The organism is Streptomyces sp. NBC_01214, assembly GCF_026340975.1.
In the GTDB taxonomy this organism is placed as follows: domain Bacteria; phylum Actinomycetota; class Actinomycetes; order Streptomycetales; family Streptomycetaceae; genus Streptomyces.
The window spans coordinates 4864938-4877318 of record NZ_JAPEOS010000001.1 but is presented as its reverse complement, the minus strand read 5'-3'; the positions used below and the strand labels follow the sequence as shown (position 1 = coordinate 4877318).

Annotated in this window: 13 protein-coding genes and 2 pseudogenes; 8 read left to right on the top strand and 7 right to left on the bottom strand. The window is 69.0% G+C overall.

The window, feature by feature from the left end:
• The first annotated feature begins 54 nt into the window (after positions 1–54).
• From OG594_RS22770 to OG594_RS22750, 5 genes are all read left to right on the top strand, one after another.
• Positions 55–630, top strand: coding sequence for a transposase (locus OG594_RS22770; protein ID WP_266601863.1), 576 nt, complete (start codon positions 55–57; stop codon positions 628–630).
• Positions 575–778: a hypothetical protein gene (locus tag OG594_RS22765; RefSeq protein WP_266603172.1), complete on the top strand. Its 204-nt coding sequence runs from the start codon at positions 575–577 to the stop codon at positions 776–778. Before OG594_RS22770 ends, OG594_RS22765 begins: the two co-directional genes overlap by 56 nt.
• A gap of 934 nt (positions 779–1712) precedes the next feature.
• Positions 1713–2204, top strand: coding sequence for a hypothetical protein (locus OG594_RS22760; RefSeq protein WP_266601861.1), 492 nt, complete (start codon positions 1713–1715; stop codon positions 2202–2204).
• 449 nt (positions 2205–2653) lie between these two features.
• On the top strand, positions 2654–3604 hold the full coding sequence (locus tag OG594_RS22755) for an SDR family NAD(P)-dependent oxidoreductase (protein ID WP_266601859.1): 951 nt from the start codon (positions 2654–2656) through the stop codon (positions 3602–3604).
• A gap of 480 nt (positions 3605–4084) precedes the next feature.
• On the top strand, positions 4085–4426 hold the full coding sequence (locus OG594_RS22750; protein WP_266601857.1) for a HopJ type III effector protein: 342 nt from the start codon (positions 4085–4087) through the stop codon (positions 4424–4426).
• 262 nt (positions 4427–4688) lie between these two features.
• Here OG594_RS22750 and OG594_RS22745 read toward each other — a convergent pair whose 3' ends face one another.
• Together OG594_RS22745 and OG594_RS22740 are read right to left on the bottom strand one after the other, a co-directional pair.
• The gene (locus OG594_RS22745; RefSeq protein WP_266601855.1) at positions 4689–5396 is read right to left on the bottom strand and encodes a 2-phosphosulfolactate phosphatase; all 708 of its coding nucleotides are present in this window, start codon (positions 5394–5396) and stop codon (positions 4689–4691) included.
• 401 nt (positions 5397–5797) lie between these two features.
• Positions 5798–6016, bottom strand: a pseudogene (locus OG594_RS22740) (XRE family transcriptional regulator); the annotation flags it as partial.
• 209 nt (positions 6017–6225) lie between these two features.
• Here OG594_RS22740 and OG594_RS22735 point away from each other — a divergent pair.
• Complete coding sequence (locus tag OG594_RS22735; protein ID WP_266601853.1) at positions 6226–6351, top strand: hypothetical protein; 126 nt, start codon at positions 6226–6228, stop codon at positions 6349–6351.
• A gap of 231 nt (positions 6352–6582) precedes the next feature.
• Here OG594_RS22735 and OG594_RS22730 read toward each other — a convergent pair whose 3' ends face one another.
• From OG594_RS22730 to OG594_RS22715, 4 genes and pseudogenes are all read right to left on the bottom strand, one after another.
• A complete protein-coding gene (locus OG594_RS22730) occupies positions 6583–6930 on the bottom strand; it encodes a hypothetical protein (protein ID WP_266601851.1) in 348 nt (115 codons plus the stop codon).
• Positions 6931–7673: 743 nt separating this feature from the next.
• Positions 7674–8114 carry a hypothetical protein gene (locus OG594_RS22725; protein ID WP_266601849.1) on the bottom strand — a complete coding sequence of 147 codons (441 nt, stop codon included), beginning with the start codon at positions 8112–8114 and terminating at the stop codon, positions 7674–7676.
• 210 nt (positions 8115–8324) lie between these two features.
• Positions 8325–8414, bottom strand: a pseudogene (locus tag OG594_RS22720) (IS5/IS1182 family transposase); the annotation flags it as partial.
• Between the two features lie 35 nt (positions 8415–8449).
• Complete coding sequence (locus OG594_RS22715) at positions 8450–8629, bottom strand: hypothetical protein (RefSeq protein WP_266601847.1); 180 nt, start codon at positions 8627–8629, stop codon at positions 8450–8452.
• A gap of 357 nt (positions 8630–8986) precedes the next feature.
• On the opposite strand from OG594_RS22715, the gene OG594_RS22710 reads away from it, so the two are divergent.
• Positions 8987–9526, top strand: a complete 540-nt coding sequence (locus OG594_RS22710) for a hypothetical protein (RefSeq protein WP_266601845.1) — start codon at positions 8987–8989, stop codon at positions 9524–9526.
• A 459-nt stretch (positions 9527–9985) separates the two neighbouring features.
• Positions 9986–10924: a LysR family transcriptional regulator gene (locus OG594_RS22705; protein WP_266601843.1), complete on the top strand. Its 939-nt coding sequence runs from the start codon at positions 9986–9988 to the stop codon at positions 10922–10924.
• Positions 10925–11246: 322 nt separating this feature from the next.
• Here OG594_RS22705 and OG594_RS22700 read toward each other — a convergent pair whose 3' ends face one another.
• The gene (locus OG594_RS22700) at positions 11247–12239 is read right to left on the bottom strand and encodes an alpha/beta hydrolase (RefSeq protein WP_323185275.1); all 993 of its coding nucleotides are present in this window, start codon (positions 12237–12239) and stop codon (positions 11247–11249) included.
• Positions 12240–12381 lie beyond the last annotated feature (142 nt).

Here is a 12381-nt window from a genome sequence, read left to right as displayed (position 1 = left end):
GGCAGGCAGAGTCGCGACCGTTCGACTGACCGGCACGCCGAGGTCCGGTAGCGCATGCCGGGTGAGCTTGTCGTTCCACCACGGACGTCGAACGAGGCTCGAAGCCCGGGCCCCATTCCAGTCCAACGAGACGCCTTCGCGCCGGTGTCGGAGTTCCGCTCGGAGCCGTACGCGCGCCTGACGTCGCGGGCGGACGTCCTGTACGACTTGTCTGACGCGCAGCTGTGCACCGACCGACCGGTCCGCACCCTCGTGGACCTGCCGCCCGCGCCGGAACACCGACGAGGGCACCTCGCCTTGTACTCCGGGACCAACCGGGGCCGGATCGAACTCGCCCGGCCACGTGGTGCGTTGGCGGGTCTGCCGTTGCCCCGGGCGAGCGACGGCCGTCTGGTGTTGGCCGTGGACGTGTCCCCGTGGCTCCGGCCAGATGCAAACACCTGCTCTGATCGCTCCTTCTGCCACATGTTCGGCCGGCGCCTGGGGAAGGGCCAGGTGGTGCCCGGCTGGCCCGACTCGGTCGGTCGCCGCGCTGGAGACCGGCCGGACCTCATGAACGGTCCTGCTGGACGCAATGCGGCTGGAGCCCGGCGCGGACCTGGCCGTGGTCTCCGCCGACCAGGTCCGTGACGTTGTCGAACGCCTCGTCGAAGCCGACCAGTGGCAGGCAGAGGCGCCGAACATCTTGGCCGTCCTCGATGCCGGCGGCGACGCGCCCCACATCGCCCACCTCCTCCCGCCGCCGCAGGGACGGACGCTCGCCCAAGCACGGCGGTGAGTTCGTCTTCGGACGGCCCGAGGGCTGGGGTGAGGTCACCGGGGTGACCGTTGACCCACACCGACCGGTACGGGACGGCGCCCGCGCCGGCGTGGAGCCGGCTCCATCTCCGGCTGACGCGCTGGGCGGCGAGGCTGCTGGACCACGAGGGCCCGCTGCCGGTCACCGGGTGCACCGTGGTCCGCCTGACGGTCGATCGAGGGGCTACCCAGCGGCGTGGCCATAAGGCCCGTTTGGCTTTGATGGTCGGGCATCGGCGCCGGCCCAAGGATGTCGACCGCTGCCGGCAAGCGTTCCTCCGCCGCTTCGACGTGGAGCACACCTGCCGGCTCCACAAGCAGATCCTCGGGTGGACCCGGCCAAGCGCCGGGACTCCGGCGCGGCCGACCGCTGAACCTGGCTCGTTCCGGCCGCACACGCCCAACTCCGCCTCGCCCGACCCCTCACGCGGGACTTGCGCCGACCCCGGGAGCGACCGGCGGAACCGAACAGACTCACCCCCGCACGGGTCCGCCGCGGGTTCAGGAACCCGCACGCGATGACGGGCACGCACGCCAGCCAGTGCGCCGATACCCACCCGGCCAGGCCCCGGCCGCCTCCTGGCTCGAAGAACCGGCGACCGGCTCCCCGGTACGACGCCGAACGCGTCCTGGGCGACCGGCGGATCCTGCACCCGACCCGCACACCACGAAGTCGGCACGAAGCCCCGACTCACTGGCGGGTCGCCAAGCTCAGACGGATAGGAGGAATCCGCCAGCGGCTCGCTCGTCGCCATCCCAGCCGATGAGGTCCCACCCAAGGGTTTCGGTGTTGATGTCGTTCACGCGTCTACAGTAAGCGCGAACGGTCGTGAGGTTGAACGACAAGGTAAGTGCCTGGTTCCGATCTCGGACCCAGTGAGAGGCACGGCTCATCTGGTGTTTAAGGTGCGGGCATGGCTGTCCCTGAGATCATCCCCATCACCCATGAGCCGGGCCACCGAACGAGCACCATCGGCCGGTTCAGCGGCGGCCAGTTCCTGGCTACGGTCACCTATGCGTTCCCAGACGGGTTCGTGATGGGTGACGGCTGGGAGGAGCAGAAGCGGCTCTTCGTCGTGCTGCACAAGTTCGACCACGACGGGCACCGCCTGGAGTCCGACATCTGGTGCGCCGGTACTTGGGCAGAGCAGATGAAGCGTCCGTATGACGAACGTTCCGTGGTTGCCCGCGCGGAAGCCCGGCTGGTTGCCATCCTCTCCGGCCTCGCGGAGCGTGAGTACTGCGACATCGCGATCCAGCCGTTCCGGCTCACCGTTGATGGTGTGGTCTTCGGCCTCATCACGGAGTGCCGTGCCGACGACGAGGACGGCGAGCACGACTGGGCTGAGCTCCATCCGGATCGGTTGGGCTTCTCGGCACCGTGGAACGGCGAGTACGACACCTGACAGACCGAACGGTCAGCCGAGTCTGTCGAGCCATTCGTAGGCGCGGGCGTGGCGGCGTACGTGCATGCGCCATGCCGCAGAGGTGTTCTTGTGCCGGCTGACAGGCTTGACCGTTAGCCGAAAGTCCTCGCCCGGTCGACGAGCTGGCCGGCCGGCGTAGGCGGGGCGGGCCTGAGGTGGGCGAACTCTCAGCTTGTTTCGCGACTTCGGGTGCCTGAGTGTCCCAGTCGGCGAGTGTCCCGGTCGGCCTTTGAGCGCTCCGGTCGGCCGACGCAATGCTCACCCGCACAGCGCAACCACGGGCCCGCGCCCTGTGGGCGGAATATCGGCCGCCTGGCGGGGCTGTCGGCACTCCATGGGTGATGTGTCGGTGGCCGCTGGAACCGTGGGTGCCTGGTTGCCGAAGGAACAGACGCAGCCGCCTTCACCAGCAAGGGAGCCCCGTGGCCATGTCGTCCGCATTCTCCGCCCCGCCTTGGGATGTCCAACGGCTGCCGCGTGCCGATGGCAGCGTCTTCCTGGTCACCGGCGGCAACGCCGGCATCGGGTACTTCGTCGCGGAGCAGCTGTCGGCAACCGGAGCCACCGTCGTACTCGGCAGCCGGAATCCGGCCAAGGCCGAAGCTGCCAAGGCCTCGATCCGTGCACGCGTCCCCGGCGCACGGGTGCGGACCGTGCGGCTGGACCTCGCCGACCTCTCGTCGCTCGAAACAACGGTGGAATCAGTAGGGGTGGAACGCCTCGACGCGGTAGTCCACAACGCCGGAGTCGCGCTCGACGACCCGCCGCGCAAGGAGACCGAGGACGGCCACGAGCTCATGTTCGGCACGAACCACCTCGGGCACTTCGCCTTGACGCGGTGGCTGATGCCGCTGCTGTCGGCTGCGCCGGCGGCCCTCGTCGTGACCACGGGCAGCTTCGCGGCGAAGTCCGAACGGCTCGACCTGGACGACCTGCAGTCCCGGAAGGACTACCGGCCCAAGCGCACCTACGGACGCTCCAAATTGGCCCAGATGTACTTCGGCGTCGAACTCGACCGACGTCTGCGCGCTGCCGGCAGCACAGTGACGAGCGTGGTGGTCCATCCCGGCGGCGCGCTGGACTCCCTCACCCCGTCACGGTCGCCGGTCCATGTGCGAACCACCGGCGCCCGGCTGAGGGCGGCACCTGCGGCCCTCCTCGTGCAAGGCAAGCATGCCGGGGCGTGGCCCGCGGTCCGGGCGGTGCTCGACCCGGCTGTATGTGGAGGCCAGCTGTGGGGACCGCGCGTCTTCGGCCTGCGGGGCGAGCCACGACGTGAACGGGTGTGGAACCACCTTGCCGACCCCTCCTTCGCGGCACGGCTATGGGACACGAGCTGCGACCTGACCGGTGTCGACCCCGCTGCCGTCCCCGGATAGCCCCGGGCGAGCCGCCTCGCTGAGCACGGCCGGTACCCACCCTCACCCATGGGGGTCGCGCTGCTGTGGTGTGCTCTGGCGTGCTCTGGCGTGCTGTGGCGCCTTGCACCACCGCCTCGCCGCGGGGCTTCGATGTATCACTCGTCGGTCACCGAGCGGGGTGGTCCCGTCGCCGCAGCACTCGGCCGACGCCGCCGACGCCGGGGCAGTGGTCACGGCCTCCACGTAGGCGGCAAACGCAACCGAGCCGCCCTGCCGCACAGGGCGGGAACGGCAGCGGCCTGCTGATCAGCATCACCCTCGAGATCGATCGCCCCGACCGAAACGGCTCTCGACGGGTCAGCCAGACGCGCATCGTGACCTGCGGAGACGCCGCTCGTTCCGACATGTGGCCCGATTCCTACCGGATGGCCTGAAGGAGCTATTGTCCCCCGGTCACGGACGGCAATCGGCTCGTCTGTTCAACCCAGGGGAACCACCATGACTGATCTGAACTCGCTGCGGGCAAGCCTTGCGTCAGGTGAGCACGAGTTCGCCGACACCTTGGCCTTCATCACCGCGCATTACGCATACCAGCCGCAGGCGTTCCGCAACGGGGAACTGGAAAATGCCGCAGGTGAGAACGAGGGTTCCTGCAAGACGCTGGGGCTGGCCCTGCTGGAAGGGCTGAGCGACCATGAAGCGCTGCTGGCGTTCGGTGAGCACTATCGCAGTGTGCTGGCGACGCCGAACGACACTGACCACGGCAACATTCGGAACCTCATGGCCCATGGCCTGGAAGGGGTGAGCTTCGCCGGGCAACCGTTGGCCCGAAAGAGCTGAACCACGAGATTCGGGCGAGCGCCAAACCGCATCACGGCTGGTTACCCGCCCCGTACCGCCCCGTAACGCCCCGTAAATCGGGAATCTGCAAGCCAAGCTCACGCAGTCGCGGAGTCTGAAATCGAACAGCCAGAAGGCTACAGCGGCCTCTCGCGGCCCCGGCTTGACCGCTTGGCACCGTGAGGTGTCTACCGCCTCGCCACCACCCGCGCCGGACCTGAGCGGCCCGGCCCAGCGGGATGCCCCCAACAGTGGCAGCAGGTCAGCGGGTCTCGGCTGACTCGTCGGGCGGTGCGACGGGACGCAGCACGGTCAGGGAGTCTTCCTGGCGAGCGACCATCGCGAAGGAGAACCTGTCCGCCTCCAGGCACAGGTCGACATCATCGGGATGAACACCCTGGTATCCGCGTCGCACTCCTTCGCCAAGGTCGGCGGCTGCCTGGGAAGCCTTCGCGCGTTGGAGGTACGGGGCCACCTCGGCATCGCCTCCGGCAACATGCTGACTGATGTATTCCGCGCAGGCCAGATCCTCAGCGGCCTGGCCGTCCTCGCCGGTGACCACGAACGTCACCGGCCCGGAACCGTCAGTCTTCAGGAACCGCGCTGTCGCGCCGGCCACTACGAAACTCGCGCACAAGACCAGCGGCGCGCTCGCGACAGCCAGCGCGCCGACGGTTCCGGCCGTCGTCTTCTGCACCACCGTACGACCGGTCAGATCGAGCGTCCTGATCAGACCGGGTGAGTTCACCGTGTCGAAGCCCGCTGCCGGGGCACCGTCCTTCAGAGCCAGCCAACCGGAGCGGCTCTCCTTCAGGGCCAGTGCCTCAGTGTCGGAAGATGCCAGGACGATCTTCTCGGCACCGCGAGAGAACGCCCAGGCAGCCACGGTGAAGGCCCGCATCACATCGATGACGACCGCAACGCGCGGAACGTCAGCCAGCTCCGGAATACCGACGAAACGATGATCCATCTGGCCATTCTCGCCGAAGCCCGCATCGCTCAGGCCATCGGGCTCTCCAGCAACCGTCACCGAGCCTTGAGGCGGGGCGGTGCCCCAACTCGGCCCCGACATCCGTACCTCTGCTGATCACCAACTGCCTCCGAACCGGTCGACAAACGCGGTTCCTAGCAGTGAACGAAGCCCAGGAGTGCTTCTCCGGCGGCAGGACGTCCAGCACCGTGTGGATGTGGGTGGTGCTCGCGGTGACGTCGCCGGGCCACCCGAGCGTGAAACACGAGTACGAACCGGTCCGTATCGGTTCACGGGGCCGTGGAAGAGGCGGCCGTATCCAGGTCGAAGCGCAGCCGTTCGGCCAGGGGTTCAGAACGTCACCGGTAGCGGACGTCAGCTCTGCGGCGTCGATCGGCGGGGCCTGCCGGTGCGGTGCAGCCGAACCGGGCCCGCGTCTCCACCCTGATCCCGGTGCCGGCGGCCTGTTTCCGGCGGCGGCCGCGTACCACGGGCTGCCATGGGGCCCGTAGGGCCGTGTCGTCGATGCGGTCCGCCATGGCCTTGGGCGCGGTCTTCCGGTCACCCTTGCGGTAGCGCTCCACAGACCGCTGACTCACCCCGAACTCCGCAGCGACCGCTACGTCCCGTTCCACAGCCGCACCCCGACCGCGCTCTTCGCGGCGATCCGCCGGGACTTCCAAGAACCCTCGCTTCACCAACTCCTCCGCCGCGCAACGGACGCACGGCCATCGAGGGTCGGGCCAAAGAACGCGTCGGCCCTGTCGACCCTGCCGTCGATGTCATCCTCGACGAGTACGCCGCTACCCAGCAGGCCTTTCACACCAACGTGCTCCAGCACTACCGGGCGCTGCTGACCGCGGTTCGTGGTGAGCCCGCCCGGCACGGCCTCGACGGCTCCTTCTCCTCGACGACCGTTTTCCCTCGGTCCGTCTGGGCCGAGGTCATGACCTGACCTGGCCCCTCATCGTCCGCCACCTCGCTCCAGGGGGTTGGACTCACCCGCTCACCAAGCAGTCCGACGCCGCAGCGGTGATCACGCTCTACCAACTTCTCGGCGAGTCTTTCGCGGTTCGAGAGCAGCCGAACGGCCTCGCCGCGATCTTCCTGGACCACCGGTCCTAGATGCTCACCCAGGACTGGTATCAGCTCGACGCGGCAGAGCCTGCCCGAAGCAGCTGAAGAGCTACCTATCGATGTCTACTGGAACCCCGCGGAGTCGCAGCCGGGTCTTCAGAAGCTCGATTTCCGACAGCGTGCCCACCACACCGTCGTGGCTCAGCTTCTCGGCCAACTCGCGGGCCTGCGACAACGACACAGCCGAGACCTCGCGGAGGACCTTCAGGGCCGGGACGAGACTCGACACCGGCTCGACCAACCGCAGTCTGGCGGGGCCATGCGCCGCGAGCAGGGCCTCCCGCACATCGTCAGGAGCTGCCCCCTGCCCAGCGTGTTCGCACAGATGGGTGCCGCAGCTGTCGCAAGTGAGGTCGGCATCCCACCACAACTCACCGTGGTTGATGAACTGGTTCACCTGCCGCACCGCCGCGCTGCCGCACTCACAGCGCGCCGCGATCTTCGCTGTCTGGCCGGTTACTTGGGCTCCTTACCTCCTGCTCCTGCCGCCGTGATCGTCTCGCGGCAGGAGAACCCGGTGCGACTGAATTCGAGAAGAAGCGCGGCCAACTCGCGGACCCAGCAAACAACCAAGCTCGCTCGCTCGCCAGAGATCACGCACAGGGAAATCGCCGCCCGGCAACCGTCTCATCCAATCCAGTCCTCGCAGGTCAGCGCGAGCTAGCCGGCTACCTTCGTTGCGACGCCTCACCACCACCCGGGCCCGGGCCGAACATCAGCCTGCCAGCTGAACTGAGACGGACCAGCACTCACTGAGCATCGCCGCAGACCCCGAAGGGACACGAGCGACCCACTGATTCAATCGGGCCTCGAAGTCCGACGCTGAGGCGATGTTCGAGCCCGGGAGGGAACCCGCGTCGTCGAGGCCGGCGATGAAGTCCACGTCGGCCCAGCCAGCACTGCAACCACCTCATCAAGATCAACAACTCTGTCCATGAGGGGGTCATTCCTCATGGACGAACCCGGCGGTCCGGGGATCCGGCACCCAGCCCGCGAGACAAGGGCGCCAGCCTGTTCCTCCTTCTCGCCGACACTTTCAGGGCTGCCGGCCCACGGACGTTCTCGGAACCTACCGACAACCGTTCCTGGTTCTGACCTACGCAGCCAGAGGTCACCTTCTGCGAGGGAAACAGCCTGACGTCACTCTTCTCGTGGCAGCTCGGTGAGGCGGGTGATCAACTGGCTGAGGTCAGGGGCCGAGAGGTGCGACATGAGTTGGCGCAGTGCCGTGGCATGCTGGCCAATCCGTTTGAGGGTCGACCGTCGGTTCGGGGCTTGACCGGGAACGTCCTGGGCGGGCCCGCATCCGGCAGCGACGTAGAGCGCGTCCAGTTCAGCCCGCCGCCCCCTGACGCCGTCTGGTCCGACGACGGCCAGGCTGGTCACGACCTCCGGTTCTCGGCCGCCGTAGAGCTGTACTTCCACGTCCAGTCCAGGGCCGCGGAAGAACAGTGCAGTACCGCTGAAGGGCAGGACTTCCGTCGCTTCTGGATGCGCGAAGCCCGCTTCCTCATGTAGGAACGAGAACGCCACTGCAGCCTCGGTCCGGAACTCTGCCTGCAGATCTATTGCCGGGCTCATGACCCGATCATCCGCCCGCCAGACCACCCCCGGTAGCCCCCGTCCTGGCATGGGTTCCGGTCACAGCACGTCTAGGTGCTTGGTCAGCGCATGGGAAACCGCCCTGGGCCCTTGCGTCTCCTGGCGGTTCGGCGGGCCATGAGAGTGACGGCTGTTGAGGCGATGTAGGTTTCCGGAGTGCTGGACGAGTCGTCCGTAGCGGCGTGCATATCTGCGGGCTCGCAGCATCCAGGACCAGGTCCGCTCGGCGACCCAACGGCGGGGCAGGACGATGAAGCTGGAGGAGCCCCCGGTCTGCTGACTGTCTTGATCGTCAGGTTCAGGTACTTCTTTGCTCAAGTCACAAGCTGGCCCGCGTAAGCGGAGTCGGCCCAGACGATGGTGATCTCGGGGTGCATGAGGCGGAGACGGAAGAGGACCTCCTTGGCCATCGACGGCATCGGGGAATGCGCGGCCGCGTGCACCTTCAGCAGCTCCAGAACGCGGGCACGGTCACCGAGATCGAGCGAGTTCACCCTCTGAGTTGGTGAGCTACTCGACCTTCCGGGCCGCCTCCACCGCCCGCACCCGCACCCGCACCTGCACCCGCACCCGCACCCGCACCCGGCGCACGGACCGTCACCAGTCGCTCCCCCGGAGCCCGTACGTCGTTCTCGGCCGCTGTCACGACGCCAGCCGCGCGGTCCGGCGGTTCTTGCGCGGCGGCCTGCGCCGCCTCCCGGCACTCCGCTTCCGCCCGGGTCTCGGCCGACTCCCCCGCGCCGCCTTCACACCCTCGGGTTGCGCCTGCCCCGGCTTTCGGTATTCACCGACGAGGCCAACGGGGCGATAGCTGTACGCGGTCGGCGCCAACCGGCGTAGCGTGGTGGGGTATGAGCGAGGTTGTGGAAGCCAAGGGTCCGAAGGTTCCGCCGAGTTTTCCTCCGAAGTCACCGCCGCCGCAGAAGAAGCCCGTGGAACCGCCGCGGCCGCAGCCGGCGGCGAAACCGAAGTCGCTCACCGGCGTGCCGCCGCGGCTGATCGTCACCAGCCGGCGGGCGAGGGTGCTGGCCTTCCACGCGGACCAGTGGGCGGCGAAGAAGGCCGCAGGACAAGCCGCGCTCGCCGTCGCCGAGTGGCACTACACGCTGCTGGACGAGCACGACTTCCTGAAAGCCGTTCACGGCCTGGTCCACACGGCCGTGTCAGCCGGCGGGAAACGCGTCAGCGTCCACCTCGCCGATCAGGACGCCAAGATCCTCGTCATGGTCCTCAACCATCAGACCGACGGACAGGACGGCGCCGGAGCCGTTCCGGCGGAGGTGGCGGTACTGCGCACCGTCGACGCCTGCGGCACCCACACCAGCCACGACGGCCACACCTGGTGGGCACTCCTCGACGCCGAACCCCGGCCGAAGAAGCACCTGGCCTAACTGTATTGACGCGGAGCGGCGTTCAGGCGTGCAGCATCCGGACCGATCGCTGACTGACCCCGAGTTCCTCCGCGACGTGCGGTGACGGCCCAGTCCTCCATGCCGTGGACGTGGTTGATGTTGCCCTCGGCGGGGTCGACGAGCCACCACTCGCCGGACGGGAGCACGCCGCCGGCCAGTTCGTCCTCGGCCCCCTGCGATCCCGGCCGGGCCTGCACAGCAGCGGTTCGCGCAGGACGTTCAGTACCGCGTCTTCATTGGCGTGGATCTTGCCCACGACCTCGTCCAAGCTCACGCCCGGGCGTGCAGGGTGTAGCGCTCGCGCAGCGTGGCGCCGGCGGCCCGCTTCGATGCGGGCACATCGGACAGGAGCGTAGCGCCGTACCGGCGTCGGAAGGCATGGCTGCGCCCCCGATCATTAACAACACGTGCATGTATGTCACTTATAGAGTTACTCTCATGCAACTGGATTTGAACCTGCTCACCGCCCTGGACGCCCTGCTGGAAGAGGGCAGCGTCGCCGGCGCCGCCGCCCGACTCCACGTCACCGCACCGGCGATGAGCCGCTCCCTGGGCCGCATCCGCAAGGCCACCGGTGACCAGATCCTCGTACGCACCGGCCGCAGCATGGTCCCCACCACCCGCGCGCTGGCCATGCGCGCCCAGGTCCACGCCCTCGTGCAGCAGGCCCACCAACTCCTGTCCGCGCAGCAGGAACTCGACCTGGCGGCTCTGGATCGGGTGTTCACCGTGCGCTGGCACGACGCCCTGACCGCCGCTTGCGGTACCGCTCTGATCACCGCCATCCACCGTCAGGCCCCCGGCGTCCAACTACGCCTGACCGCCGAACCCGGCACGGACACCCCCGAGCTGCGCCGCGGCGAGGTCGACCTCGAATCAAGCTCCAGTCCGCCGACGCTCCCCGACATCCGCCACCGCCTCGTCGGCAAGGACCGCCTGGTCGTTGCCGTCCGCCCGGGCCACCCGCTCACCGAAGGGCCGCTGAACCTCGAGCGCTACGCGGCCGCCGGACACCTCAGCGTCTCGCGGCGCGGACGCCTGCGCGACCAGATCGACGACGCCCTGACCACGCGAGGCCTCGAACGACGCGTCGTCGCCGCCGGACCCACCGCTGCCTTCGCACTGCAACTCGCCCTCGACACCGACCTGGTCGTCACGCTTCCCGACGCGGTCACCCGCGCGGCCCGGGACCAACTCGGCCTGGTCACCCTGCAACCACCGCTCCCGCTGCCCGACGTCCCCCTGTACCTGCTGTGGCACCAGCGCTACGACGACGACCGCGCCCACACCTGGCTGCGAGACCTCGCCGGCGAAACCGTCCAGGCCCTGTTCGCCCCTCCAGCTGCCCCTCAACAGCCCCTCACCCACCAGAAGTGACGGGTACGCCCGGGAGACGACCTGCTGCAGCTGACTCCGGAACTCGGCAACCAGACTTCTGAGTGCCACCCCCCGGGTGCCTGCATGAGCCGCATGTGGTCGTCCGAATCGCCTCCTCGCCCCTTTCCTGCTCTCACTCCGGGCCGGGGCGGGGCGGGCCGGGCCGGAACAGGGCGGGCCGGAACGGGGCGGGCCGGGCCGGAACGGCCGTACGACGACCCGCTCCGGCCGGCCGCGCGCCGCCCTCCTGCGGGAGAGCTGCTCGTGCGCGTGGCGGGGTGCGGCCGAGTACCCGGGCGCTGCCCGGGGCTCGGCGGGTTGCTCAGGCGCTGTGCTGAGCGAGGAAGGTGGTGATGAGCTCCTGCCATTCCTCGGGGCGTTCCACCATGGGCAGGTGGCCGGTGTGGATCTCCACGAGCTGGGCGCCGGGGATGGTGTCGGCGAGTTGGCGGTGCAAGCGGGTGGAAGTGAACCGGTCCTGGGTGGTGGAGATGACCAGGGTGGGTGCCTTGATGTGCGGCAGGTCGTCGCGGACGTCGGCCCGGGGGGCCAGCTCGGCGTGCTCGGGGGTGCCGTCGGCGACGCTGGCGGCAGTGAACCCGATCGCCTGCTGGAGCTGATCGGCCGGCATTGCCTCCAGTGCGTCGGTGCCCAGGGCCATCATGGTCAGGTACTCGGCCAACACTTCACGGTCGCCCGATTCGGCCAGCTTGCGCCAGATCGGCAGGGCGAGAGCGAGGTGGTTGTCCCGGTAGGGGAAGGTCGCGGTCAGCACGAGGGCGGTGACGCGCTCGGGGTGGCGGGCTGCCGCGCGGATGGCGACGGGCCCGCCGAGGGAGTAGCCGGACAGTGCGAAGGTGTCCAGGCCTTCGGTGACGGCGGCGGCGACGAGCTGGTCGGCCAGGTCGTCCAGCGACAAGGGCGTGGTGGAGCGCGGGGTGTCCCCGCTGCCGGGGTAGTCGATGCCGACGACGGTGTGGCGGGCGGCCAGGTCCTCCAGGATCGGTCCGTAGGTGCCGGCCACGCTGCTGCCGGCGCCGTGGGCGAGCGCGAGACCGGGGCCGGAGCCGAGGACGGTGCGGGCGAAGGTGGACTCGGGCAGGGTGCGTATGGACATGGGCATTCCCATCTGCGGGTGTGGGGATCGGGTCGTACGGTGCTCGGGCCGCCGGCAAAGCGTCTCCGGTGCCGGCGGCAGGGCCCGGCCGTCGGGGTTGAGCGTGTAGTCGGGGTTGAGCGTGTAGGTGTCGGGTCCGGGCAGGAGCCGGTCGTGGGTCAAACCGGGCAGGAGCCGGTCGTAGGTCAAGCCGGGCATCGGGCGGTCCGCTCTGCCGGCCGGCGACCGTAGTGGTGGCTGATGCGGCCCGAGGCGGTGCGCCTTCGGCGAAGCGAATGGATCGGCCCCGGGATGACCGACCACGGCCCCGGGGGCGCGGTCGGTCATCCTCGGGTCGCGC

Bases quoted from the DNA above. Each gene is read 5' to 3' on its own strand.
- OG594_RS22760 (WP_266601861.1), top strand. From the start codon at position 1,713: ATGGCTGTCCCTGAGATCATCCCCATCACCCATGAGCCGGGCCACCGA.
- OG594_RS22705 (WP_266601843.1), top strand. From the start codon at position 9,986: ATGCAACTGGATTTGAACCTGCTCACCGCCCTGGACGCCCTGCTGGAA.
- OG594_RS22710 (WP_266601845.1), top strand. From the start codon at position 8,987: ATGAGCGAGGTTGTGGAAGCCAAGGGTCCGAAGGTTCCGCCGAGTTTT.
- OG594_RS22725 (WP_266601849.1), bottom strand. From the start codon at position 8,114: ATGAGCCCGGCAATAGATCTGCAGGCAGAGTTCCGGACCGAGGCTGCA.
- OG594_RS22770 (WP_266601863.1), top strand. From the start codon at position 55: ATGCCGGGTGAGCTTGTCGTTCCACCACGGACGTCGAACGAGGCTCGA.
- OG594_RS22765 (WP_266603172.1), top strand. From the start codon at position 575: ATGCGGCTGGAGCCCGGCGCGGACCTGGCCGTGGTCTCCGCCGACCAG.
- OG594_RS22700 (WP_323185275.1), bottom strand. From the start codon at position 12,239: ATGCCCGGCTTGACCTACGACCGGCTCCTGCCCGGTTTGACCCACGAC.
- OG594_RS22745 (WP_266601855.1), bottom strand. From the start codon at position 5,396: ATGGATCATCGTTTCGTCGGTATTCCGGAGCTGGCTGACGTTCCGCGC.
- OG594_RS22755 (WP_266601859.1), top strand. From the start codon at position 2,654: ATGTCGTCCGCATTCTCCGCCCCGCCTTGGGATGTCCAACGGCTGCCG.
- OG594_RS22750 (WP_266601857.1), top strand. From the start codon at position 4,085: ATGACTGATCTGAACTCGCTGCGGGCAAGCCTTGCGTCAGGTGAGCAC.